The sequence below is a fragment of the uncultured Sulfitobacter sp. genome, from assembly GCF_947500075.1.
In the GTDB taxonomy this organism is placed as follows: Bacteria; Pseudomonadota; Alphaproteobacteria; order Rhodobacterales; family Rhodobacteraceae; genus Sulfitobacter.
This window is the reverse complement of record NZ_CANMQS010000001.1, coordinates 66574-87905: the sequence shown is the minus strand read 5'-3', so window position 1 is coordinate 87905 and position 21332 is coordinate 66574. Positions and strand designations below refer to the sequence as shown.

General features: G+C 61.4%; 25 protein-coding genes. 8 read left to right on the top strand and 17 right to left on the bottom strand.

Annotated features, from left to right (window positions below; translation table 11 throughout):
• The first annotated feature begins 10 nt into the window (after nucleotides 1-10).
• Entirely contained in the window at nucleotides 11-703 is a 693-nt protein-coding gene (locus tag Q1A91_RS00440; RefSeq protein ID WP_299871223.1) for an RraA family protein, read from the top strand.
• A 79-nt stretch (nucleotides 704-782) separates the two neighbouring features.
• Here Q1A91_RS00440 and Q1A91_RS00435 read toward each other — a convergent pair whose 3' ends face one another.
• From Q1A91_RS00435 to Q1A91_RS00395, 9 genes are all read right to left on the bottom strand, one after another.
• On the bottom strand, nucleotides 783-2015 hold the full coding sequence (locus Q1A91_RS00435) for a mandelate racemase/muconate lactonizing enzyme family protein (protein WP_299871220.1): 1233 nt from the start codon (nucleotides 2013-2015) through the stop codon (nucleotides 783-785).
• 111 nt (nucleotides 2016-2126) lie between these two features.
• Nucleotides 2127-3215 (bottom strand): zinc-binding dehydrogenase, encoded by a 1089-nt coding sequence (locus tag Q1A91_RS00430; protein WP_299871217.1) that lies wholly within the window; start codon nucleotides 3213-3215, stop codon nucleotides 2127-2129.
• A 91-nt stretch (nucleotides 3216-3306) separates the two neighbouring features.
• Nucleotides 3307-4530: a TCR/Tet family MFS transporter gene (locus tag Q1A91_RS00425; protein ID WP_299871214.1), complete on the bottom strand. Its 1224-nt coding sequence runs from the start codon at nucleotides 4528-4530 to the stop codon at nucleotides 3307-3309.
• Nucleotides 4527-5852: a lyase family protein gene (locus Q1A91_RS00420; protein ID WP_299871211.1), complete on the bottom strand. Its 1326-nt coding sequence runs from the start codon at nucleotides 5850-5852 to the stop codon at nucleotides 4527-4529. Before Q1A91_RS00420 ends, Q1A91_RS00425 begins: the two co-directional genes overlap by 4 nt.
• 23 nt (nucleotides 5853-5875) lie before the next feature.
• Nucleotides 5876-6664 carry a 3-oxoadipate enol-lactonase gene (gene pcaD, locus Q1A91_RS00415; RefSeq protein ID WP_299871208.1) on the bottom strand — a complete coding sequence of 263 codons (789 nt, stop codon included), beginning with the start codon at nucleotides 6662-6664 and terminating at the stop codon, nucleotides 5876-5878.
• Complete coding sequence (locus tag Q1A91_RS00410; RefSeq protein ID WP_299871205.1) at nucleotides 6661-7860, bottom strand: endonuclease/exonuclease/phosphatase family protein; 1200 nt, start codon at nucleotides 7858-7860, stop codon at nucleotides 6661-6663. Before Q1A91_RS00410 ends, pcaD begins: the two co-directional genes overlap by 4 nt.
• Nucleotides 7857-8828: a threonine/serine dehydratase gene (locus tag Q1A91_RS00405; protein WP_299871202.1), complete on the bottom strand. Its 972-nt coding sequence runs from the start codon at nucleotides 8826-8828 to the stop codon at nucleotides 7857-7859. The genes Q1A91_RS00410 and Q1A91_RS00405 overlap by 4 nt, the downstream gene beginning before the upstream one ends.
• On the bottom strand, nucleotides 8825-9649 hold the full coding sequence (locus Q1A91_RS00400) for an alpha/beta hydrolase (RefSeq protein WP_299871199.1): 825 nt from the start codon (nucleotides 9647-9649) through the stop codon (nucleotides 8825-8827). The genes Q1A91_RS00405 and Q1A91_RS00400 overlap by 4 nt, the downstream gene beginning before the upstream one ends.
• A gap of 1 nt (nucleotide 9650) precedes the next feature.
• Entirely contained in the window at nucleotides 9651-10337 is a 687-nt protein-coding gene (locus Q1A91_RS00395) for a haloacid dehalogenase type II (protein ID WP_299871196.1), read from the bottom strand.
• A 186-nt stretch (nucleotides 10338-10523) separates the two neighbouring features.
• Between Q1A91_RS00395 and Q1A91_RS00390 the strand changes: the two genes are divergently transcribed.
• The gene (locus tag Q1A91_RS00390; protein ID WP_299871193.1) at nucleotides 10524-10952 is read left to right on the top strand and encodes a peptidylprolyl isomerase; all 429 of its coding nucleotides are present in this window, start codon (nucleotides 10524-10526) and stop codon (nucleotides 10950-10952) included.
• A gap of 11 nt (nucleotides 10953-10963) precedes the next feature.
• On the opposite strand, the gene Q1A91_RS00385 is transcribed toward Q1A91_RS00390, so the two are convergent.
• Entirely contained in the window at nucleotides 10964-11338 is a 375-nt protein-coding gene (locus Q1A91_RS00385) for a hypothetical protein (RefSeq protein ID WP_299871190.1), read from the bottom strand.
• Between the two features lie 101 nt (nucleotides 11339-11439).
• Here Q1A91_RS00385 and Q1A91_RS00380 point away from each other — a divergent pair, with 101 nt between their 5' ends.
• The gene (locus tag Q1A91_RS00380) at nucleotides 11440-12555 is read left to right on the top strand and encodes a class I SAM-dependent RNA methyltransferase (protein WP_299871187.1); all 1116 of its coding nucleotides are present in this window, start codon (nucleotides 11440-11442) and stop codon (nucleotides 12553-12555) included.
• 143 nt (nucleotides 12556-12698) lie between these two features.
• Here the strand turns inward: Q1A91_RS00380 and Q1A91_RS00375 are convergent, their stop codons facing one another.
• Both Q1A91_RS00375 and Q1A91_RS00370 read right to left on the bottom strand, forming a co-directional pair.
• Nucleotides 12699-13490 carry an enoyl-ACP reductase gene (locus Q1A91_RS00375; RefSeq protein WP_299871184.1) on the bottom strand — a complete coding sequence of 264 codons (792 nt, stop codon included), beginning with the start codon at nucleotides 13488-13490 and terminating at the stop codon, nucleotides 12699-12701.
• A 9-nt stretch (nucleotides 13491-13499) separates the two neighbouring features.
• Nucleotides 13500-14729 carry a beta-ketoacyl-ACP synthase II gene (locus Q1A91_RS00370; protein ID WP_299871181.1) on the bottom strand — a complete coding sequence of 410 codons (1230 nt, stop codon included), beginning with the start codon at nucleotides 14727-14729 and terminating at the stop codon, nucleotides 13500-13502.
• A 246-nt stretch (nucleotides 14730-14975) separates the two neighbouring features.
• Between Q1A91_RS00370 and Q1A91_RS00365 the strand changes: the two genes are divergently transcribed.
• The gene (locus tag Q1A91_RS00365) at nucleotides 14976-15350 is read left to right on the top strand and encodes a hypothetical protein (protein WP_299871180.1); all 375 of its coding nucleotides are present in this window, start codon (nucleotides 14976-14978) and stop codon (nucleotides 15348-15350) included.
• Between the two features lie 2 nt (nucleotides 15351-15352).
• On the opposite strand, the gene Q1A91_RS00360 is transcribed toward Q1A91_RS00365, so the two are convergent.
• The gene (locus Q1A91_RS00360) at nucleotides 15353-16168 is read right to left on the bottom strand and encodes an alpha/beta hydrolase (protein ID WP_299871178.1); all 816 of its coding nucleotides are present in this window, start codon (nucleotides 16166-16168) and stop codon (nucleotides 15353-15355) included.
• 217 nt (nucleotides 16169-16385) lie between these two features.
• Complete coding sequence (gene fabA / locus Q1A91_RS00355) at nucleotides 16386-16895, bottom strand: bifunctional 3-hydroxydecanoyl-ACP dehydratase/trans-2-decenoyl-ACP isomerase (RefSeq protein ID WP_299871176.1); 510 nt, start codon at nucleotides 16893-16895, stop codon at nucleotides 16386-16388.
• Nucleotides 16896-17079: 184 nt separating this feature from the next.
• Between fabA and irrA the strand changes: the two genes are divergently transcribed.
• The 3 genes from irrA to Q1A91_RS00340 are packed head-to-tail and all read left to right on the top strand — an operon-like array spanning nucleotide 17080 to nucleotide 18945.
• Nucleotides 17080-17514 carry an iron response transcriptional regulator IrrA gene (gene irrA / locus Q1A91_RS00350; RefSeq protein ID WP_299871174.1) on the top strand — a complete coding sequence of 145 codons (435 nt, stop codon included), beginning with the start codon at nucleotides 17080-17082 and terminating at the stop codon, nucleotides 17512-17514.
• A gap of 6 nt (nucleotides 17515-17520) precedes the next feature.
• Nucleotides 17521-18309, top strand: a complete 789-nt coding sequence (locus tag Q1A91_RS00345; RefSeq protein ID WP_299871171.1) for a phytanoyl-CoA dioxygenase family protein — start codon at nucleotides 17521-17523, stop codon at nucleotides 18307-18309.
• A 33-nt stretch (nucleotides 18310-18342) separates the two neighbouring features.
• A complete protein-coding gene (locus Q1A91_RS00340) occupies nucleotides 18343-18945 on the top strand; it encodes a 2-hydroxychromene-2-carboxylate isomerase (protein WP_299871168.1) in 603 nt (200 codons plus the stop codon).
• Here the strand turns inward: Q1A91_RS00340 and Q1A91_RS00335 are convergent.
• On the bottom strand, nucleotides 18942-19412 hold the full coding sequence (locus tag Q1A91_RS00335) for a MarR family transcriptional regulator (protein ID WP_299871165.1): 471 nt from the start codon (nucleotides 19410-19412) through the stop codon (nucleotides 18942-18944). The two genes, Q1A91_RS00340 and Q1A91_RS00335, sit on opposite strands and share 4 nt — an antisense overlap.
• Nucleotides 19413-19491: 79 nt before the next feature.
• On the opposite strand from Q1A91_RS00335, the gene Q1A91_RS00330 reads away from it, so the two are divergent.
• Nucleotides 19492-20025 (top strand): thioesterase family protein, encoded by a 534-nt coding sequence (locus Q1A91_RS00330; RefSeq protein ID WP_299871162.1) that lies wholly within the window; start codon nucleotides 19492-19494, stop codon nucleotides 20023-20025.
• A 49-nt stretch (nucleotides 20026-20074) separates the two neighbouring features.
• Here the strand turns inward: Q1A91_RS00330 and Q1A91_RS00325 are convergent, their stop codons facing one another.
• Nucleotides 20075-20455: a VOC family protein gene (locus Q1A91_RS00325; RefSeq protein ID WP_299871160.1), complete on the bottom strand. Its 381-nt coding sequence runs from the start codon at nucleotides 20453-20455 to the stop codon at nucleotides 20075-20077.
• Between the two features lie 67 nt (nucleotides 20456-20522).
• The gene (locus Q1A91_RS00320) at nucleotides 20523-21263 is read right to left on the bottom strand and encodes an AraC family transcriptional regulator (protein WP_299871157.1); all 741 of its coding nucleotides are present in this window, start codon (nucleotides 21261-21263) and stop codon (nucleotides 20523-20525) included.
• Between the last annotated feature and the right edge of the window lie 69 nt (nucleotides 21264-21332).

Here is a 21332-nt window from a genome sequence, read left to right as displayed (position 1 = left end):
CGGAGCTAACATGAACGACAGCCTGCATACTCTCCTGAAACGGGTCGACACCCCCACCGTCTGCAACGCCATCGAAGTGGCCCAAGGCAAACGCGGCTTCAACGACTTCACGCGTGGCACCATGCAGTGCTCTGCCCCCGGCGAAGCCATGGTCGGCTACGCCCGCACCGCGCGCATTCAGGCTGTGAACCCGCCGACTGAGGACCCCGCCACAATAAAGGCCCGCCGCATGGCGTATTACAAATACATGTCCGAAGGCCCGCGCCCCGGCGTCGCTGTGGTGCAGGACCTCGACGTGCCCCATGCGATTGGTGCCTATTGGGGAGAGATCAACACCAATGTGCACAAATCCTTTGGCCTCTCAGGTGCGTTGACCGACGGCGTGATGCGCGATCTGGGTGATCTGCCCGACGGCTTTCCGGTTGTCGCAGGCTCCATCGGCCCCAGTCACGGCTTTGTGCATGTGGTCGACTTCGACCAACCAGTGAGCGTCCACGGTATGCAGGTCACCCCTGGCGCTCTCATCCACGCCGACCGCCACGGCGCGGTGGTGATCCCGAATGACGTCATCCCCCGGCTTGAAACGGCCATCGCCCAGCTCTTCACATCCGAAAAAGTCGTGCTCGACGCCACCACGGGCACGCGCATCACCTTCGCGGAATTCGAAGACGTCTGGGCCGCGTTCGAGGCGTCACGCACCTAAGGCCAGAGGTTTTGCACCCAACCGGCCCTTCTTTTTGGCCATAAATATCCCTGCGCGCCAGCAGATCCTGACATGCCGCTTATTGGCTGGACGCAGGCGCCCCCCGTTCAAACGCATTCCCGTCCACATAATCACACGGCGCATCCCGCATCTCCAGATGCAGCCCTGCATCGGTGTAGGGATGCGCCCGTGCCAGCGCCTCATCAACTTCAATCCCCAAACCGGGGGCAGTGGGGGCCGTGACAAACCCATCTTCGACCCGAATGCTCCCCTTGATGAGCTGATCATGAAACGGCGTCTCAATCGTCTCGGCCATCAACAGGTTGGGGATCGACACGGCAAAGTGAATGTTGGCCGCCCATTCGACAGGGCCGGCGTAAAGATGCGGTGCCATCTGCGCGTTATAGACCTCCGCCATGGCGGCAACCTTCTTCATCTCCCAGATGCCGCCCGCGCGCCCCAGCGCAGGCTGCATGATCGTCGCCGCCCCCGCGCGCAACACGGGCGCAAATTCCGCCTTCGTTGTCAGCCGCTCGCCTGTTGCGATCGGAATGCGCACCGCCCCTGCAACTTTCGCCATCTCCGCCACATTGTCCGGCGGAATGGGCTCTTCATACCAAAGCGGGGAATAGGGCTCCAAAGCCTGCCCCAACCGGATCGCACCGGCAGTCGAAAACTGCCCATGGGTGCCGAAGAGCAAGTCTGCCCGATCCCCCACAGCTTCGCGAATGGCCTTACAAAACGCCACCGACAGCGCAATATCTCCCATCGCAGGCATGTGCCCGCCGCGCATAGTATAGGGGCCCGCAGGGTCAAACTTCACCGCCGTATAGCCCCGCGCCACGCAGTCCGCCGCACTCTCGGCAGCCATCTCGGGCGAGGACCAGAAGGCGCTCACATCATGATGGGGCAGGGGATACAAATACGTATAGGCGCGCACCCGTTCGTTCATCCGCCCGCCCAGCAGCGCATAGACTGGCCGGTCCCGGTCCTTGCCCAGAATGTCCCAGCACGCAATTTCCAGCCCCGAAAACGCGCCCATCACGGTCAGATCAGGCCGTTGCGTAAAGCCCGAGGAATAGACCCGCCGAAACATCAACTCGATGTCTTCGGGGTTCTGCCCCGCCATGTGCCGCGCGAACACATCCTCGATCACCGCGACCATGGCCTCCGGCCCGACAGAGGCCGCATAACACTCCCCCCAACCGACAATGCCGGTATCGGTGGTGACCTTCACCAGTATCCAGTACCGCCCGCCCCAACCGGGTGCAGGCGGTGCTGGGACAATCACATCCAGATCATGAAGCTTCATTGTTTTCCTTTCGCAACCCGGTCCATTTAGTGCCCCGGCTCACATCTTTTCTCTAAAAATATCCCGGGGTCTGGGGCTGGCCCCAGTCCAACATCCGCACCAAGGGGGACCTCACCGATCAAACAGGATCACATTCCGCCGCGCAGCCCCCGTGCGGGTATCCGCAATCGCCTCGTTGATCTGATCCAGCGACCACCGCCCCGAAATCAGCTCATCCAGCTTCAACCGTCCCTGGAGGTACAGGTCCACCATCCAGGGAATGTCGCGCTGCACCACCACATCGCCCATTTTTGAGCCGACCATGCCTTGCCCCATGAAGGCCATGGTCACCGGCTCATAGGATGACATCGCGCCCGAGTGCGGCATGCCGACCATGATCACCTTGCCGCCGCCCGCCAGATAACGGGGGGCTGCATCATAGGCCGGGATGGCGCCCACCGTGACAATCACCGCATCCGCCCCGCGCCCCATGGCTTTCAGCGCCGCCCGCCAAGGCTTCGCTTCCGTCGCCAGCACCCCGTCCGTGGCCCCAAACTCCCGCGCGATCTCCAGCTTCTCTTCGGTCATATCCACAGCCACGATCCGCCGCGCCCCGGCGATCCGTGCGCCTTGGATGGCGTTCAGACCTACGCCGCCGGTGCCGATCACAACGACATCCTGCCCCGCGCGAATGCCTGCGGCATTGACCACCGCGCCCACGCCCGTGATCACCCCGCAGGCAATCAGACAGGCGGCTTCCTTGGGAATGTCGTGGCTGATCTTTGCCACCTGGGACGCCTCAACGACGACTTTCTCCGCAAAGGCCCCTGATGCCATCGCCTGATGCAGCTTGCCGCCATCCGCAGTCTTCAGCGGTCCGACATCGCCATCATAGGGCGTTTCGCAAATCGTGGGTTTCCCGCCTGCACAACTGGGGCAGGATCCGCAGGACCGGATCAGTGTGACCACGACGCTGTCGCCCGTTTCAAGACCGCGCACACCGGCGCCCACTGCTGACACCCGGCCTGCGGCCTCGTGACCGTAGACCGCAGGCAGGCTGCCGCCCCAGCCGCCATCGGCAAAGGAGATATCCGAATGGCAGATCGCTACCGCGTCCAGCGTCACCTCCACTTCGGTGCCCTCGGGCGCGCGCAGCTGCACCTCTTCGATCACAAGGGGCGCCCCAAAGGCATGGGCGACGGCGGCTTTGATTTTCTGCACGGGAAGGCTCCTGCGGACCAAGGGAATTTCCCCCAGCGTGGCGCAGTGGGGCAGGGCTGACAAGCAGCGAAAGGGACAAAAACTTGTCCCTTTACGTCAGGTCGGTGTCCCGGACCGCGCCCAGACGCCCCAAAAAGATCGCAGCACCCAACAAGGTCAGCAGCAACGCCAGCACAAAAGGCGCGCCGGGCAGGTAGATCGGCGCGTCCGCGCCGGTGAACCGCGCAAAGGTTGCTGTCATCACCAGCGGTGACAGGATCATCGCAAGGGCGGAGGCGGAGGTCAGCGCGCCTTGCAGTTCACCTTGTGCATTGGGGGCCACCCGGCGGGACATGATGCCCTGCAACGCGGGCGGGATCACGCCAGCCAGGGCTGCCAATGGTGTGAGAATCAGCGCGATTGGACCAGAGCTCAGCACCGCCAGACCGCCATAGGCGGCGGCTGCAAAAGCATAGCCGGTCAGCACCGTGCCACGTTCTCCCAACCACCGCAGCAGCGGGCTGATCAGCCCGCCCTGCACAAGGGCCATCGTGCCACCAAAGAAGGCGAGGGACAGGCCGATGATCGCCGGGGTCCAGCCGAAACGCTCCTGTCCGAAATATGACCAGATCGATGGATAGACCGAAAAGGCGACTTGATAGAGAAAATACACCAGCAGCAGATTGCGCACCCCCGGCAGCTTGCCCAATTGCCGCACCGCGCCCAGTGGATTGGCCCGTCGCCAGTTGAAAGGACGCCGGTCAGCGGGTTTGACGGTCTCGCGCAACACCACGTAGCCCAACATCAGGTTGCCCGTCCCCAGCAATGCGGCTGCCCAAAACGGTGCGCGCGTGCCGTATTCCGCCAGCAGCCCGCCCATCACCGGCCCCAGTACGAAACCGAACCCAAAGGCGGCCCCCACCAGACCGAAGTTCCTTGTCCGCTCTGTCGGCGTAGAGATGTCGGCCATATAGGCCGTTGCGGTGGATTGTGTGGCTGCGGTGACCCCGCCCACAACCCGGCCCAGCAGCAACAGCCAGATGCTGCCCGCCAGCGCCATCACGACATAATCCGCCGCCATCACCCCGAGAGAGACCAGAAGCACCGGGCGCCGGCCAAAGCGGTCTGACAACCCGCCCATGACGGGTCCGAACAGAAACTGCATAACGGCAAAGGTGGTCGCCAGCACGCCGCCCCAGAGGGCCGCCTGGCCAAGATCGCCGCCATTCACCTCCCGGATAAGGTCGGGCATCACGGGAATCATCAGGCCGATGCCCATGGCATCGATCATCACGGTGAGCATGATGAAGACAATGGCGGCGCGGTTGTTTTTCAAAGGGCAGCAACCTTTGCAGCGAAAGCATGCGCCTCCGCCGGGGCACGGCCAAGCCTCTGGCCCGGATCAAACAGATCGGCAGGGAGATCGGGATGGGCCTGACGGGCGAGCGTCTCCAAGGTGACATTCTGTTTCATGGCTTCGTGGCACAGGGTCTTGGTGACCCGCTGCGCATCGGGGCGCGGCAGCGTGGCCGTGAGCGCAAAGCTCAGTGCTTCGGCATGGATCAGTCCCAGATGTGCTTCCAATTGGGTGTGCATCTGGACGGGGTGCGGGACGATGCCTTCGCTCAGTGCGCGCGCGTGGATCAGCGCGGAGGCAAGGGTCAGGCTGAGCTGTGGCAGGCTCAACCATTCGGCAAACCACGCCACCCCATCGCGCTGGTGTTGGTGTGCGCCCGCCATGCGCAGCGTGGCTTGCAACCCCATGGCGTGATGGCTCAGCGCAACAAGGACAGAGGCTGCAACCGGGTTCTGTTTCTGCGGCATGGTCGAAGACGCCCCTGCGGTGGCGAGCCCCACTTCAGCCACATCCGTTGCAGTGAGGCCGATCACCGTCTGCCCCATATGCGCCAGAGCCGTGATCACGCGACCCTGCCAATCGGCAATGCGCAGAAGCGGCGTGCGATCGGTGTGCCAACTGCGTTCCGGGTCCCTGAGACCAAGCGCTTTTGCAAGATCCTTTCGCGTCTGCGCGCTGTGCGGGCCCAACGCCTCTGCCGTGCCCGCAGCGCCGGACAGCGATACCCAAAGGCTGCTGTCGCGCAGCTCGTTTAGCTCAGCAAGCGCATCCAGCAGCGGCGCGCCGAAGCCCGCCAATACCGCTCCCCAAGTTGTTGGTGTGGCGTGCTGGCTGTAGGTGCGGGCGGGCATCGGTGTGGCGGCATGTTCGGCGGCTTGCTGGCCCAGCGTCGTCAGCAGCGCGCGCAGATCCGTTTCCGCCAGTGCCAAAGCCTGACGCAGGCGCAACATCAGACCGGTGTCGATGATATCCTGTGACGTGGCGCCCCAATGAACATATTGCGCATGTTCCGGGGCCTTCATTTCGGCCCTGAATGCCGCGATCAGTCCCGGTACGCTGACACCATTTTGCCCGGTGGCCTGTGCCAAGGCACCGGGGTCCACCTGCACCTCCATCGTGGCGCGGTGGATGGCGGCAGCGCTCAATTCCGGGATCACGCCCTGTGCCCCCTGCACCTGCGCCAACGCACCTTCCACCAAAAGCATCGCGCGGATGGATGCGGTGTCACTGAACAATCGCCCGGTTTCTCCGGTCGGGAAAAGCTGTGCGTGAAGGGGGCTGTCAAAGAGGCTTGCGGCCATGGGTCGTGTCTTTCGCTGTCGGGTCAGATGTGGCCGGTCGCCTTGATGAACTCACTCAATATTGATGCGTATTGTTCAGGCCGCTCCACACAGGGAAGGTGACCCGCCTTGCGGATCAGATGGAAGGTCGCACCGGGGATCAGGTCAATTGTTTCGCGAACCAGATCGGGCGGGGTGGAGCCATCCTCAGAGCCCGCGATGCCCAGTGTGGGCAGGCGGAGGCTGGCCGTGGTGGTAAAGAAATCCGTGCCGGAGATTGCGGCAGAGCAGCCGGCATATCCAGCATCTGGTTGCCGCGTCAGCATGTTGCGCCAGAGCATCAATTCGGGCGTTGCGCGGTAGTCGGCGGAGAACCAGCGCGCCATCACCGCATCTGTCAGGCATTCGATCCCGCCGCGTTCCACGTCTGCGATCCGGTCTGCCCAGATCTCAGGTGTGCCGATCTTGGCGCCGGTGTTGGACAAGACCAGCGCCCGGACAAGATCCAGCCGTTTGACCGCCAGCCCCTGCGCAATCATCCCGCCAATCGACAGACCCACGAACAGCGCGCCTTTGACCTCCAGATGATCCAGCAGCCGTTCGACGTCTGTCACCAGCGCACCCATCGTGTAGGGGGCCGGGGGGCAGGAGGAGAGCCCATGGCCGCGCTTGTCATACCGAATGATCCGCAGCCCGTCGGACAGCAGCGGCAGGATGGGATCCCACAACCGCATGTCCGTGCCCAGCGAATTGGCAAACACGATCGGCGCGCCGTCATCAGGGCCGTCTACGCGGTAGTGAAGCTGCACATCACCGGTATCAAACATCTTCATCCCTGCGGCTCCTTCATCTCAATCGTCGCCATGATCTGCCCGTGGTCCGAGGCCAGCTTGTTATACGGTGCTTCGGGATGGCTGCCATCCGTCAAGTGATCATTGAGGACGGAGAAATAGATCATCTCCCCCCGCGACCTGGGGCTGTCGGACAGGAAGTGCCGCGAAAGCAGGATCTGGTCGATGCTCTCATAAACTCCGCCGAAAGCTGCGGTATAGACCATGTCACGCAGGGATTTGCGCACAAACAGTTTTTCCGCGGCGTGCAGACGCACAGCGTCGATGTCTTCGCTGATCTGTTCATTCTCCGCGTCAGAGTATCTGTCTCCGCGGTGCGTTGCATCATGGCGTAACATCCAGGCGTAATTCTTGAACGGGGCTTCGCCGTGGATGATCTCGGAGGAAACGGAGGTTTCCGTGTCGTTGAAATCTCCCAGTACAATGACGGGGCGGTCCTGTTTCAATTCCTCGACAATCGCGCGGCGCAGCACCCAGGCTTCTGCCATGCGGCGCATCGCGGCACGGGCGGCACCCATGGCGCGGCCCAGCGGGTCATACTGCGTGAGGTCCGCTTCGGGCGCATGGGCAGCGCCGTCGGGGCGGATGAACTCCCCCAGTTTTGATTTCAGGTGACAGTTAAAGACGGTGATGACCTCACCGGCGACAGGCACCCGCACCTTGAGGATCGGGCGGCTGAGCTGGTTCAGGGTGTATGTGCCGCCGTCGCCTGCGCCAAAGGTCTGGAAGGGGATCACCAATGGTGTGTCCAGCGCCTGGATCACCTCCGGCGGTGCGGCAAATCCCAGACGTGACAGCACCGCCACGCCGGGTCGGCGGCTGCCGGGGGCGCCGTCATGTACATTTGCGGCAAAGGCCAGCGCGGCATCCCCGTAATTGCGGTAGGCCAGCCGATCAAAGATCGCCCGGTGGCGGTATCGTTTGTCTTCTCCCGGCAGACTGGCATCATTGTTGGCCTGCCCAAGCGTATCGGCGCGGGCAATGGTCGCGCGCAGGGCGTCTTCCTCAAAAATCTCCTGAAACCCGACGATGTCGGCGTTCATCGTGCACAGCTGATCTGCCAGCCAGTCTTCTTTCCACGCGTATTCCTCCGGCGTGTAAGACTGGAACCTGTAGTATTCCTTGTCGGGGCCAATGAGGTTCTTGACGTTGAAACTGGCGATGGTGAAACGGGTCATGCAAGCGTCTCCAGGGCGCGGGCGAACATGGCCGGGTCGACGTTGCCGCCGGAGATGGTGACGATCACATCCTCGCCGTTGATCTCATCCGCCCGAAACAGCGCCGCTGCCAATGCTGCGGCCCCGCCCGGTTCTGCGACCACCTTCAAGCGGCTGAACGCATGGCCCATGGCCTGCAAGGCTTCATCATCGCTGATGACCAGACCGGGGCCTGCAAGACGGTGCAGGATCGGCCAGGTGATATCACCCGGCTGCGGGCTCACAATCGCATCGCAGATCGACCCACTGAGATGGTTGTTTCGTTCAATCCCGCCGGAGCGGAGCGAGCGCGCCACATCGTCAAACCCTTCAGGTTCGGCAGGGCGTACGCGCAGGGTAGGGGCGTCCGCCTCAAACGCCAGGGCGATGCCGGAGGTTAGCCCGCCCCCGCCGCAACAGACGATGACATCCGCGTCCTTGATCCCCAGACGGTTGGCGTCCTCGGCAATCTCCAACCCGCAAGTGCCCTGGCCCGCAATCACCTGCGGTTCGTCGTAAGGGCGGATCAAGGTCAGCCCACGTTCCTCGCTCAGGGTTGCGCCGATCTCTTCGCGCGATTCCCTGACGCGATCATACAAAACCACCTCAGCGCCATACGCGCGCGTATTGTCAATCTTCATTGCCGGGCAGTCCGACGGCATCACAATAACCGCAGGCACCCCATGTGCCTGCGCGGCCAAAGCCACGCCCTGCGCGTGGTTGCCCGAGGAAAACGCGATCACGCCGCGCGCGCGGGTCTCGGGCTCCAAAGCCGACACCGCTGACCACCCACCGCGAAACTTGAAACTGCCGGTGTGCTGCAAACACTCCGGCTTGATCCAGAGCCTGCGTCCCGCCATCTCATCCAGAAACGGGGAATTCAGCAAGGGCGTGCGGCGGGCGTGGCCGTCCAGACGGGACGCCGCGGCGCGGATCATATCGATGTTCATGTCATGGCCTCCACCCATTTGTGCAAGGCGGCAACGGCCTCCGGCTCATCCAGAAACGGCACATGGCCCCGGTCGGGGACCACGGCGGTGATCATGTCGGGGCGGCGTTTCTGCATCTCGGACAATGTCTCCTTGGTGAACAGGCCTGAATTGGCGCCCCGGATACAGGCAAGCGGCAGGTCGGCCATCGCATCGAAGAAGGGCCACAGGTCGGGCAGCGGCTGATCCTTGCCCAGTTCCACCGCGTCGCGGAGCTTGGGATCATAGGTAATCTGCAAACCATCCGCCGTCTGGGTATAGTTCTTTTCCGCTTCGCGCAGCCAGCGTTCGGGCGGCACATCCTTGAAATCGGAAAACACATGCTGCAAAGCCGCGGCGGCTTCGGCGTGGGTCTTTGCCGCCGGGTTGCGGCCCAGATAGACCATAATGAAATCAATGCCCTTTGGATCAAGTGCCGGCCCGATGTCATTGAGCGCCACACCCAGGAGGGCGTTCTTGACCACTGCGGCCAGTCCCAGTGCGATCATCCCGCCGCGTGAGGTGCCAAGAATTGCCGTCTGTCGCAGCCCCAGATGCGCCAGCAGTTCCATCACATCGCGGCCTTCGACCTGCACGGTGTAGTTGGCCCATGACGGATCAAATGCCGACTGGCCGCGCCCGCGATAGTCCATCTTGATCACCCGGTTGCCTGCCAGATGAGGGCTGACATAGTCGAAATCCGCCGTCGTGCGGGTCAGCCCCGGCAAACAGAGGATCGGCAGCCCGTCGCCTTCGTCCTCGTAGTAGAGGTCCAGACCGTCAGAAGTGGTAAAGGTCGCCATCTCAAAGCCCCGCCAGTTGTGGAATGCCTGTCAAATCCTGCAGCACATGGGCAGGTTCCCATGGCAGTCTGTCCATCGGCTCTCCGCCCCGGTTGACCCAGGCGGTTGTGAAGCCGTATCCCGTCGCTGCTGCCGCGTCCCAGCCGTTGGAAGAGACGAACAGGACCTCATCCTTTGTGCAGCCAAAATGCGCGCCGACCAGATCATAGACCCGCGCATCCGGCTTGAAGATACCCACGCTTTGCACCGACAGTGACACATCCAGCACGTCCTCAATGTCAGCCGATTTCACGGCTCCCGACAACATGTCAGGCGACCCGTTGGACAGGATCGCCGTGTTCAAGCCACCGGCCTTCAGGGTTGCCAGCATTTCGGGCACTTCTGCGTAAGCCTGCAATTCCCAGTAAAGCGCCAGCAAACGCGCGCGCAGAACCGGGTCACCGTCATGGCCGGTTTTCTCCAACGCCCAGTCCAGGCCGTTCTGGGTGACTTCCCAGAAATCCGTATGGGCATCGGCCACGGCGCGCAGCCATGAGTATTGCAGCTGCTTGAGCCGCCAATGTTCGGCCAGCAGTGGCCAGTCGTCCTTGATGGCTTTGCAATCCGGCTCACCCGCCGCCTGCCGGGCAGCAGCGGCAACGTCGAAGAGAGTGCCATAAGCGTCAAAGACGCAGGTGGTGATGGGCATGGGCGCGCTCCTTTTTCTGGCAGAGTGTCATGCGCCGCCAGAGGGGAAAAGAGCAGAATTGTACCACTTTTGCTGCCGGGGTTTACTTCACACCCGGCCTTTGAAAGGGTGCGCAAGACTCTAGAGCACCCGCGCAGATACGCGGCCTCAGCCCATTTTCCCAGATATACCCCGATTGGAGAGACGATGACGCAGGTCAAGGCAGGCGATAAAGTAGCCATTCACTATACCGGTACGCTGCTGGACGGCACCACTTTTGACAGCTCCGAAGGGCGCGATCCGCTGGAGTTTGAAGTGGGGTCCGGGATGATCATCCCCGGCCTTGATGTGGCCATGGCCGGTATGGAAGTGGGTGAGAAGAAGGTGGTCAAGATCGCCTGCGCGGAGGCCTATGGCCCCATCCGCCCGGAAATGCGCCAGAGCATCCCGCGTGAGGGCATCCCCGCAGATATTCCGCTGGAGATCGGCACGCAATTGCAGATGCAAACACCCGATGGCCAGCCTTTGCCGGTCATGGTGGTGGAAGTGGATGAAGCGACGGTCACCCTTGATGCCAATCACCCGCTCGCGGGGAAAGATCTGCAGTTCGATATCGAGCTTGTTTCGATCGGGTAGCGCCTGCGGCGCTATTCGCCGACTTTGACTGCTTTCAGGCGCGCGCCCAGTGCCTCGGCCTGCGCTTGAGCGTCCTCGCGACTGGCGCTTGCCGACTGGGCGTTTGCCGCCGTGCCGCGGTTCACCTTCACCCGGTCGCGGGGCAGGGTGGATTGTGCAGGCGCCGCACTTGCCGTCTGCGTTGGTGCGTCACGGCCCGTCATGTTGGTCATCAGCTCCATGCCTGCTTCGGCAAAGGCACTGCGCAGGTTCGGTTCGACCCGCATCACAAAGGCGATGAGCAACATCAGCATCAGACCCACGATGCGCGACATGAAGATCGCCTTCCGGGCGCGGTCCTGCCGCGATTGAACAACCTGTTCGCGGTATGTGTCAGCAAGTGTCATGGGAATGGGTTAGGGGTGGATCGCGGCGAAATCATGGCAGATCTGGTGCATTTATTGCATGACCCCTCGCGCAGGCGTGCAGGCGCGCGTATGGAGGGGCCATGACATCTGAAGGCCCCTTTGAGATATTCCTCGTGTGCCCACCGGGCCTTGAAGCACCGCTGAAGGCGGAGGCATTGGCCAAGGGCTTTGCCGTTGCGGGCACAGCCGCAGGTGGGGTGACCGTGACCGGCAATTGGGCCGAGGTCTGGCGCTCCCATCTGGACCTGCGCGGGGCGGTGCGCGTGCTGGTGCGGGTCGGGGGCTTCATGGCATTCCATCTGGCGCAGCTGGACAAGCGGTCCCGCAAGTTCCCTTGGGGTGATGTGTTGCGCCCGGATGTTCCTGTGAAGGTGCAGGTGACCTGCAAGGCATCGAAGATCTATCACGCAGGTGCCGCAACCCAGCGCATCGAGACCGCCTTGAGAGAGAGCCACGGGATCACGGTCTCTGCCGATGCTGCTTTGGTGGTGAAGGTGCGGATTGACGACAATCAGGTGGTGATCAGTCTGGATGCCACCGGAGAGCCGCTGCACAAGCGCGGTCACAAACAGGCCGTTGGCAAAGCGCCTTTGCGGGAGAACATGGCGGCGATGTTTCTTGCCGAATGCGGTTTTGACGGCACGCAGGTGGTGGTGGATCCGATGTGCGGCTCCGGCACTTTCGTGATCGAAGCGGCAGAGATCGCCGCCGGTTTGCAACCGGGCCGCTCCCGGTCCTTTGCATTTGAGGATTTGGCCAGTTTTGATGCGGAGGCCTATGGCGCTTTGCGACGCGAGGCCGGGGAGGCCGCAGGCCCCGTCCGGTTCTTCGGTTCCGACCGCGACGCAGGTGCCGTGCGCATGGCAAATGAGAATGCCGCGCGCGCCGGGGTGGGGGAGGTGACAGGTTTCACCAACCTCTCCGCCGCCGACGCCCGCCCGCCCGACGGCCCGCCGGGATTGGTCATGGTCAATCCGCCCTACGGTGCGCGGATCGGCAACAAGAAACTGCTTTATGCGATCTATGCCGAGTTTGGCGCGGTGATGCGGACGCACTTCAAAGGCTGGCGTGTGGGGATGGTGACGTCAGAGCCGGGGTTGGCGAAGGCGACAGGCCTGCCGTGGCTGCCCAAGGACGCACCTGTTGCGCATGGCGGGATGAAGGTGTGGCTGTGGCGGACGGATGTGTTACGGTGAGGATGACGAACCAGCCCTGAATCAAGGCTGCCCGGCGCATGTTGGTGACCGTAGGGTGCGCATTCACTGCCCACCGCACCACATCACCTCAACCGCATCGGTGCGCAATGAATGCGCACCCTTCGCTGCAAACGCCCCGAACCCTACAAATGCTCTGCCTGAGGCATCCCCAGCACATGATACCCGCCATCGACGTGGATGATCTCCCCCGTCGTGCAGGCCCCCGCATCTGACGCCAGATACACGGCCGTCCCACCAACCGCATCCAGCGTCGCATTGCTGCGCAAAGGCGCGTTCTGATCGGTATGCTTGTAGGTCTTGCGCGCGCCGCCAATCGCAGCCCCCGCAAGCGTCTTCATCGGGCCGGGGGAAATTGCGTTCACCCGAATGCCCTCCGGCCCCAGATCGTTCGCCAGATAGCGCGTCGCACTCTCCAGCGCCGCCTTGGCCACACCCATCACGTTGTAGTTGGGCACAACCTTGTTGGACCCCTGATAGGTGAGTGTCATCAGCGTACCGCCGTTCTCCACCATCAAGGGATGGGCGCGACGGGCGACTTCAATGAAGCTGTAGGCAGAGATGTCCATCGAATGTTTGAAGTTCGCGCGGGAGGTGTTCAGGAACCGCCCCGTCAGTTCGGACTTGTCCGAAAACGCAATCGCATGGACCACAAAGTCAATCGTCGGCCAGCGTGCGCCCAATTGTTCAAACGCGGTGTCCAGTGACGCATCATCGGTGACGTCGACATCGACCATGAAATCACTGCCGACACTCTCTGCCAGCGGTTTCAAACGCGACCCGAACGCCTCTCCCTGATAGGTGAAGGCAAGTTCCGCACCCGCACCCGCCATGGCCCGCGCAATGCCCCACGCGATGGAGCGTTCGTTCGCAACGCCCATGACAAGCCCGCGTTTTCCTTTGAGTAGTTCTGACATGTCCTGTCCTTATCCTTGATATTTCGACAGGATCATCGATCCGTTCGTGCCGCCAAATCCAAACGAGTTGGTCATCACGGAATCCAGTCCGGCGTTCTCCACCAGTTCGGTGGCAATTTCGGAAGGGTCCAGATCAGGGTCCAGCGTTTCCACGTTGATCGACGGCGTGATGAAGTCATTGTCCAGCATCAGCAGACAGAAGATCGCTTCCATGGCGCCTGCCGCGCCCTGACCATGGCCCGTCATGGATTTGGTCGAACTCACCAGGGGGGTCGCGCCCTGGCCGAACACCCGGCGCACGGCTTCGATCTCTCCCACGTCGCCGACCGGGGTCGATGTGCCATGCGCGTTGATATAGCTGACCTTGCGGCCTTCGGGCAGGGTGGCCAGCGCCAGTTCCATCGCGCGTTGTCCGCCCTCGCCAGAGGGGGCCACCATGTCATGCCCGTCGGATGTGGCGGCAAACCCGGTCACTTCGGCATAGATCTTCGCGCCGCGTGCCAGCGCATGCTCCAGATCCTCCAGCACAACCATGCCACCACCGCCGGTGATCACAAATCCGTCGCGGTTGGCATCAAAGGCGCGTGACGCCGTGGTCGGCGCATCGTTGTACTTGCTGCTCATCGCGCCCATGGCGTCAAACAGACACGACAGCGTCCAGTCCAGCTCTTCGCCGCCGCCCGCGAACATCACATCCTGTTTGCCCAGCATGATCTGTTCCGCCGCAGAGCCGATGCAATGCAGCGAGGTCGAACAGGCTGAGGTGATCGAATAGTTGATGCCCTTGATCTTGTAGGCGGTCGACAGGTTCGCGCTGACGGTCGAAGACATGCACTTGGGCACGGCAAAGGGGCCGATCCGCTTGGTCGCCCCCGTTTTGTCGACCGTGTCGTGCGCTGCTTTCATAGCCGACGTGGAGGGCCCGCCGGATCCTGCAATCAGCCCGGTACGCGGGTTGGACACAAGGTCTTCACCCAGACCTGCATCTTCAATCGCCTGACCCATCGCCAAATAGGCATAGCCTGCACCGGGTCCCATGAACCGCAGGGTGCGCTTGTCGATATGCGCGGCCAGATCAATTTTCAGCGTGCCCGCGATCTGGCTGCGAAAGCCATGCTCTGCCATGACGTCGCTTGCCTCAATCCCGCTGGCCCCGGCCTTGAGAGAGGCCAGGACCTCTTCTGCGTTGTTCCCGATGGATGAGACAATCCCCAACCCTGTGACGACCACTCTTCTCATCTGCAAACCTCCAGTGACCCTTCTAATCTGCAAACCTTTGGTTTGACACGGCGCATGGGCGCACTCCTTTGATGTACCAACGTCTATTTAGGCCAGTGCAATGCAACGGCGCAACCCGTTAGCGCGGGCGCGGTGGGAGAACAGGGTCGCCGTGGATCAGCGCACCGCACATGGCTGTTTTTAGTGCTTGAATTGCTATATGCTGACGTGGAATGCTGATAAGATCTTCATGAAGGACCTTTTGTGATGATTTCATTTTTCCGCGGTCTTTGCGTCCTTTTGCCCTGCATTGTGCTGGCGGCGTGCGAAACGCCGGAAGAACGGGCCGCGCGCGAGACGCAGTTCAACGGCAAACCCCTGGCCCAGGTCATTGCGGCGATTGGGCAGCCCGATCTTCAGAATTCAACCACGGCCGTCTGGCAATACCGTGAGCGAGACGTCATTTTTGAGCCGATTTACATCTACACCAGCACCGGCCAGGCGCGGGTTGCGGGGCATCGGCGGCGGGTGATTGAGAATGAATGTACCTACACCGCGCGCCTGTCATCGGCCCGCGTCGTAGCGAGCCAATATGTGGGCAACAACTGTCGGCGATACGCGCCAAGGCTGCCGCGCGCCTGATCTCATCCCGCCCGCAGGCCAGCCAGAAATTGCGTCATGGCGTCGGTCAGGGCCTGCGGCTGCTCAATCGGGCTGGTGTGTCCGGCGTCCGGCACCACGGTCAGGGTCGCCCCTTTGATCGCCTTGTGCATGGCTTGCGACTTTGCCACGGGCGTTGCCACATCATCTGCACCAACGATGATCTGTGTGGGGGGCGGGCTGTCCAGTGCCGCCATATCCCCCAACACATCGTCCCGTCCAAAGATCGCCTTGCCGAACCGGTGGATGGAGCGTTTGTCGAGCGTCTTCATTTCCGACCGCCAAAAGGCGACATCCTGCTGCCTGTCCGGATCTTTCAGGAAAGCCGACCCCATCAGGATGGGCAGCACTTTTCCCAGCAGCGGGCGCACACCCAACCAGCGCACTGCAAAAAGGAGTTGGTTGTACTGTTTCAGCGCGGCGGGATCTTCCGCACCGGCAGCCGTGTCAATCAACGTCAGGCTCCGGATCACGTCGGGGCTGCGCAGGGCAATCCGCAACCCCACAAAGCCACCCGTGGACATGCCAGCAAAATGCACCGGTCCGTCCGTCAGCGCGCGCACCAGTGCTTCGGCATCATCGACCAGATCGTACATGCCAAACGGATCAGGGCAGGGCGCGCTCTGCCCATGGCCGCGGTGATCAAAGGCGATGACGCGGTAGCGGTCTTTGAGGGCGGCAATCTGGTGATCGAACATCCGGCTGTTCATCAGATAGCCGTGGGAGAAAACGATGGTATCACCGTCCCCGCCTGTGTCGGAATAGGCGATCTGGCGGCCGTTGGCGGTGATCAACTGCATGGTTCGTCCTTTGGGTGCTGCGGAAATCGCATCTGCGTCGACGCCCGGATCTCATCATGTTGCGAAGGTCCGGGTGGTGCTCACACCTTCTCAACCTATGCCTGCCACGTCAAATCACATGCAAGCGTGCCTGCAAAACCACCGCGCTGCTGGCTCTTTTTGGCCAAAAATATCCATGCGCAACAGCCGCTTCGGCCGCAACATCAACGGTGAGGCGTCAACTTCCCGACAAAGCGACCTTCATGCCAGTCACCTCGTAGATCACCTCACCGTCCGCCTCCACGATCCCGTCAGCCACGCCCATGGTCAGCCGCCGTGTCTGGATCGCTTTGGTGAAATCAATCTTGTAGGTCAGCATCTTGCGGTCCGGGCGCACCATGCCCTTGAGCTTCACTTCGCCCACACCCAGCGCATACCCGCGCCCCTGCCAGCCGCGCCAGCCAAGGTTGAAACCGGTCAACTGCCACAGACCGTCCAGACCCAGACAGCCGGGCATGATCGGGTTGCCGGGAAAGTGGCAGTCGAAGAACCAAAGATCCGGCGTGATGTCGAACTCCGCCGTGATGTGCCCCTTGCCATGGGCGCCGCCATCGCCGGAGACATCGGTGATCCGGTCCATCATCAGCATCGGTGGGGCCGGCAACTGGGCATTGCCGGGACCAAAGAGCTTGCCTTCGGCGCATTCCAGCAGGGCGTCCTTGTCGAAAAATGTGGGATAATCGGCCATGTCGTGCTCCTGCTTGGTCGGGATCGTGTCGCAGGGGTCTAGCACCCGCTTTGGGCAGGCCGCAAGGGTGGGGCGCAGAACCGTCTGTGGCGCGGCATCACAGCACAGGCCGCTCTGCGCGAAAGCAATTGAAAATCAGTCGCAAACTGCCATATATAGAAGAAGAATGATGACGGAGCGTCCGATGAGCGAGACCCAGGCCCTGAACGAAGCCCAGGAACGCGGTACAGCATGGCTGGAAACCGGTGGCGTGCGCGCCACGCGGCAGCGTGTGACCCTGGCCAGCCTGCTGGTGGGGGATGGCCAGAACCGCCACGTCACCGCCGAAAGCCTTTTTGACGCGGCCAAGGGGCAGGGCGATGCCGTATCGCTTGCCACTGTCTACAACACGCTGCGCGCCTTTTGCGACGCAGGACTGTTGCAGGAAGTGACCGTCGATGGCTCAAAAAGCTACTTTGACACCAACACACATGATCACCCGCATTTCTTCTGGGAAGACGATGGTCGCCTGACGGACGCGCCCTCTGATGATCTGGTGATCTCCAGCTTGCCGGATGCGCCCGAAGGGGCGGAAATCGCTTCGGTGGATGTTGTCATCCGCCTGCGCAGCAAGAGCTGATCCAAGATGCACCCTCTGGTAACGCAGACCGACGTTGAAGCCTATCAACGTGATGGCGTTGTGCTGATCAAAGGCCTTTTTGCCGATCATGTTGATACACTGCGCGCAGGGATTGCGCGCAACATGGAACATCCCGGTCCCTATGCCTCCAACAACGACAAAGCGGGGGAGACGGGGCGATTCTTCGATGATTATTGCAACTGGCAGGACATTCCCGAGTTCGGTGATGTGATCAGGGCGTCCCCTGCCGCTGAGGTCGCTGCCGACCTTATGCAAAGCACCCGTGTACAGCTGTTCCATGATCATGTGCTTGTGAAAGAGCCGGGGACGTCCATGGCGACGCCGTGGCATCAGGACGGCCCCTATTATTTCGTCGAAGGCCAGCAGACCGTCAGCTTCTGGTCGCCGCTTGATCCGGTGACAGATGCCACCCTGCGCTGTGTTGCAGGATCGCACCTTTGGGAGAAACCCGTGCTGCCCACGCGTTGGGCCAAAGGGGACGCTTTCTTTGATCCGGCCCCCTACATGCCGGTGCCGGACCCCGATGCCGAGGGGATGGACATTCGCGAATGGGAGATGGCACCCGGTGACGCGGTGGCGTTCAACTACCTCACCTTACATGGCGCGCGCGGGAACACGGCGTCGGCACGCCGCCGGGCGTTCTCGCTGCGTTTGGTGGGGGATGATGCCCGGTATGCGGAGCGTCCGGGACCAACCTCGCCGCCGTTTCCGGGGCATGACATGGTCGCCGGTCAGCGTCTGCGTGAAGACTGGTTCCCGGTGCTGCGCGGGTAGGGCGCTGCGCACGAGCAGAGCAGAGGCAAACGGATGAACGCGCCACTTGAGGTTTGGTACGAATTCGCGAGCACCTATTCCTATCCAGCCGCGATGCGGGTCGAAGCGATTGCAAAGGGCCGTGGCATCGACATCAGATGGAAGCCGTTCCTGTTGGGGCCGATCTTTCAGTCGCTGGGGTGGACCACCTCGCCCTTCAATCTGCAACCGGCCAAGGGTGCCTATATGTGGCGGGACCTTGAACGGACCTGCGCGCAATTGGGGTTGGGTTTCGTCAGACCGGCGGTGTTTCCGCAGAACGGACTGATGGCCGCGCGCATCGCCCTTGCGCTTCCCGATGAAAGGGCCCGCGGCGCTTTCACCCGCGCTGTCTACACCAGCCAGTTTGCGCAGGGACATGACATCTCTGATCCCGCACTTCTTGAGGCGCTACTGCATTCCAGCGGGCAGGATGCTGGTCGCATGATGGCACAGGCCGTTTCGCCATCCAACAAAGATGCGTTGAAAGAAAACACTGCACGGGCGCAGGCGCATGGGGTTTTTGGGGCACCGACGTGGCGCACCGCGGACGGGGAGTTGTTTTGGGGGAATGATCGCCTTGAAGACGCGTTGGACTGGCACAGCAAATGCGCCTAATCCCTTTCGCGCATCTCTTTCAGGCGCTCTGATGATTGATCCATCAACCTTTTGACCATTCCCAACTCCTCTTCGGAGGTGTTCCGGGCCATTTCCATCACGACGTCACGCTGTCGTATCTCAGCTTGCCGGGCGAGCTCCAGCCCCTGTGACGTCAGAAACAGGTTCCATGCCCGATGATCCTTGGGCGCGCGTTTGCGCTCGATCATCCCGTCTTTCATGAACCGCGCCACCAGCATGCTCACCCCGCTTTTTGCGGAGAAACATCGCTCTGACAGGTGTTGCTGTGTCAGGCCGGGGGTGCGCAGCAGGTTCATCAGGATTTCATGCTGGAGTAGCGTAATGCCCAAAGGGTCCAGCCGCTGGGCCAAGGTCATGGTGCATTGGTTATAGGACCGGACGACGGCAAGCCATGTTTCGGTCGCGACAGCGGTACTGTGTTCGGACAGGTGTTTCTGATCAGTCATGTGGGCCTATTACATGAAGGCTTGCTTAAGTTCAATTTTGATCTATATAGTTCAATAATGAACTTAAAGGGTGAGAACCATGAACCTCTATCTTAGATTGATCTGGACGTTGTTCCGGGCGTGGCGCCTGCCAAAGATTGGTATTGAAGAGACGATTGAACGCGAATTTCGTGTGCTGCCCAATGACATCGACATCAATCTTCATATGAACAATGGCCGCTATTCCACCATTGCGGACCTGATGATCATTGAGTTCTTTGCGCGCACAGGGTTCCTGAATGTGCTGCTCAAGCGTAAATGGAAGCCCGTGGTCGGCGGGACGATCATCACGTTTCGCAAGGAGCTGAAGTTCGGCCAGAAATACCGTCTGCGCTACCGCTGGGTGGGGGGGGATGACCATTGGAACTACCTGTCTTTTGAATTTCTGACCATGGACGGGGTCCTCTGTGCCACCGGGTATTCGAAGGGGGCCGCGATTTCTTCAAAAGGTCTGGTGCACAATGATCTGGCTTTTGAGGCGCTTGGACTGGAAAAACAAAGCCCCAGCCTGCCGCAGGCTGTGTGTTTCTGGAAGGAAAGCGAAGCGCAACTGTTGAACGCGGCTGCGCGGTGATGATGCAAAGCACCTGCGGGCCACGGTTTGCGCGGCCCGCAGGTGGTGTTCAGGTCATTGAGTTCAGGCCGAACATGTTCCCTTCGGTGTCCTTACAAAGCGCGACCCAGCCGAATTCCCCGATGGAGAACTTCGGTCGCACGATCTGCCCGCCTGCATCAGCGACACGTCCTGCCTCTACCGCGCAGTCCTGCGATGCGAAGTACACGATGGTGCCGCCCACGCCAGGACCTGCGTGCGCCGATTTGGTCAAAGCCCCCGCAGCGCCATATCTGCCCATGTCAGCAGGAAAGCTCATCATCTGGCTTTCGCCGGTGGGGTCTCCCATCGGTTCGAGCTTTTGTCCCAATACGCTTTCGTAAAAGGCAGTCGCCCGATCAAGGTCATCTACGTAGATGTCAAACCATCCGATTGCGTTCATCTGTGTCATATCCAACTCCTGTTTGGTGTGTATGACACATCAGGTATCAAGCCCTGTTCCCCCGGTATTGTAGATTTCAGACATCAAACTTTTTTGCATATTGGCCGGGCGTGTATCCGGTTGCCTTGCGGAACGAATGGATGAAGTGCGACTGGTCCGCATAGGACAGGGACGGCTCACCAAGCAAGGATTGCTGAAGGCGCAGGACTTTCAGGAAATCATGCGGCGCGAACCCGGTGGTGCGTTTCAGCGTCCTTTGCAACTGCCGTGGGGAGAGGGCGGCCGCCTCTGCCATGTCGGCGACCGAATGGATGGTGTCGATCTGCGCAAATATCTTCTCGGTCACCGGGTTGGGGACGACAAGGCCGCGTTCGATCAGATGTTCGACACATGCAACAAGCACGGGTTGCTGGGCCGTGAAGTCCAACTGCCCCAATTGTTGATTGATGCCCACCAGCGGCAAATCACCCTCATACGGACGATCAATCATTCCTTGCGTAACCTGTCCCGGATCGCCTTGCCAGACGCCGGGCAACAGCCGGATGTTGGCATAGTGAAACACCCGACCCAGGTTAAGCTCTTCGGAGGAGGCGCGCAGCTTGGCCACCCCGGTTACCTGTACCGCGCTTTGATCGAACACGATATAGGTGCAGGCATCCGGCAGGGCATGAAACCGGTAGTCCTCCGCCAGGGGATGGATGGTTTTCAATTCAAGAAACCGGTGCACCACGCCGCGCAGCGACGCGGGCGGTTCGGCTTCTGAGAACGCGACGGCATCAACGGCGCGGTCCTTGGCGTTTCCTTTGGGGTCGTACATCTGGGTAAGGTATCTTTGCCTGTTTCACTGTGGCGGCAATAGAACCTCCGCGTGCATGGGGCAAGCGGG

What these genes read in the sequence shown, in the direction of transcription:
- Q1A91_RS00440 (WP_299871223.1), top strand. Translation starts at nt 11, where the DNA reads ATGAACGACAGCCTGCATACTCTCCTGAAACGGGTCGACACCCCCACC.
- Q1A91_RS00435 (WP_299871220.1), bottom strand. Translation starts at nt 2,015, where the DNA reads ATGAAGCTTCATGATCTGGATGTGATTGTCCCAGCACCGCCTGCACCC.
- Q1A91_RS00420 (WP_299871211.1), bottom strand. Translation starts at nt 5,852, where the DNA reads ATGGCCGCAAGCCTCTTTGACAGCCCCCTTCACGCACAGCTTTTCCCG.
- pcaD (WP_299871208.1), bottom strand. Translation starts at nt 6,664, where the DNA reads ATGAAGATGTTTGATACCGGTGATGTGCAGCTTCACTACCGCGTAGAC.
- Q1A91_RS00410 (WP_299871205.1), bottom strand. Translation starts at nt 7,860, where the DNA reads ATGACCCGTTTCACCATCGCCAGTTTCAACGTCAAGAACCTCATTGGC.
- Q1A91_RS00405 (WP_299871202.1), bottom strand. Translation starts at nt 8,828, where the DNA reads ATGAACATCGATATGATCCGCGCCGCGGCGTCCCGTCTGGACGGCCAC.
- Q1A91_RS00400 (WP_299871199.1), bottom strand. Translation starts at nt 9,649, where the DNA reads ATGGCGACCTTTACCACTTCTGACGGTCTGGACCTCTACTACGAGGAC.
- Q1A91_RS00395 (WP_299871196.1), bottom strand. Translation starts at nt 10,337, where the DNA reads ATGCCCATCACCACCTGCGTCTTTGACGCTTATGGCACTCTCTTCGAC.
- Q1A91_RS00390 (WP_299871193.1), top strand. Translation starts at nt 10,524, where the DNA reads ATGACGCAGGTCAAGGCAGGCGATAAAGTAGCCATTCACTATACCGGT.
- Q1A91_RS00385 (WP_299871190.1), bottom strand. Translation starts at nt 11,338, where the DNA reads ATGACACTTGCTGACACATACCGCGAACAGGTTGTTCAATCGCGGCAG.
- Q1A91_RS00380 (WP_299871187.1), top strand. Translation starts at nt 11,440, where the DNA reads ATGACATCTGAAGGCCCCTTTGAGATATTCCTCGTGTGCCCACCGGGC.
- Q1A91_RS00375 (WP_299871184.1), bottom strand. Translation starts at nt 13,490, where the DNA reads ATGTCAGAACTACTCAAAGGAAAACGCGGGCTTGTCATGGGCGTTGCG.
- Q1A91_RS00370 (WP_299871181.1), bottom strand. Translation starts at nt 14,729, where the DNA reads ATGAGAAGAGTGGTCGTCACAGGGTTGGGGATTGTCTCATCCATCGGG.
- Q1A91_RS00365 (WP_299871180.1), top strand. Translation starts at nt 14,976, where the DNA reads ATGATTTCATTTTTCCGCGGTCTTTGCGTCCTTTTGCCCTGCATTGTG.
- Q1A91_RS00360 (WP_299871178.1), bottom strand. Translation starts at nt 16,168, where the DNA reads ATGCAGTTGATCACCGCCAACGGCCGCCAGATCGCCTATTCCGACACA.
- fabA (WP_299871176.1), bottom strand. Translation starts at nt 16,895, where the DNA reads ATGGCCGATTATCCCACATTTTTCGACAAGGACGCCCTGCTGGAATGC.
- irrA (WP_299871174.1), top strand. Translation starts at nt 17,080, where the DNA reads ATGAGCGAGACCCAGGCCCTGAACGAAGCCCAGGAACGCGGTACAGCA.
- Q1A91_RS00345 (WP_299871171.1), top strand. Translation starts at nt 17,521, where the DNA reads ATGCACCCTCTGGTAACGCAGACCGACGTTGAAGCCTATCAACGTGAT.
- Q1A91_RS00340 (WP_299871168.1), top strand. Translation starts at nt 18,343, where the DNA reads ATGAACGCGCCACTTGAGGTTTGGTACGAATTCGCGAGCACCTATTCC.
- Q1A91_RS00335 (WP_299871165.1), bottom strand. Translation starts at nt 19,412, where the DNA reads ATGACTGATCAGAAACACCTGTCCGAACACAGTACCGCTGTCGCGACC.
- Q1A91_RS00330 (WP_299871162.1), top strand. Translation starts at nt 19,492, where the DNA reads ATGAACCTCTATCTTAGATTGATCTGGACGTTGTTCCGGGCGTGGCGC.
- Q1A91_RS00325 (WP_299871160.1), bottom strand. Translation starts at nt 20,455, where the DNA reads ATGACACAGATGAACGCAATCGGATGGTTTGACATCTACGTAGATGAC.
- Q1A91_RS00320 (WP_299871157.1), bottom strand. Translation starts at nt 21,263, where the DNA reads ATGTACGACCCCAAAGGAAACGCCAAGGACCGCGCCGTTGATGCCGTC.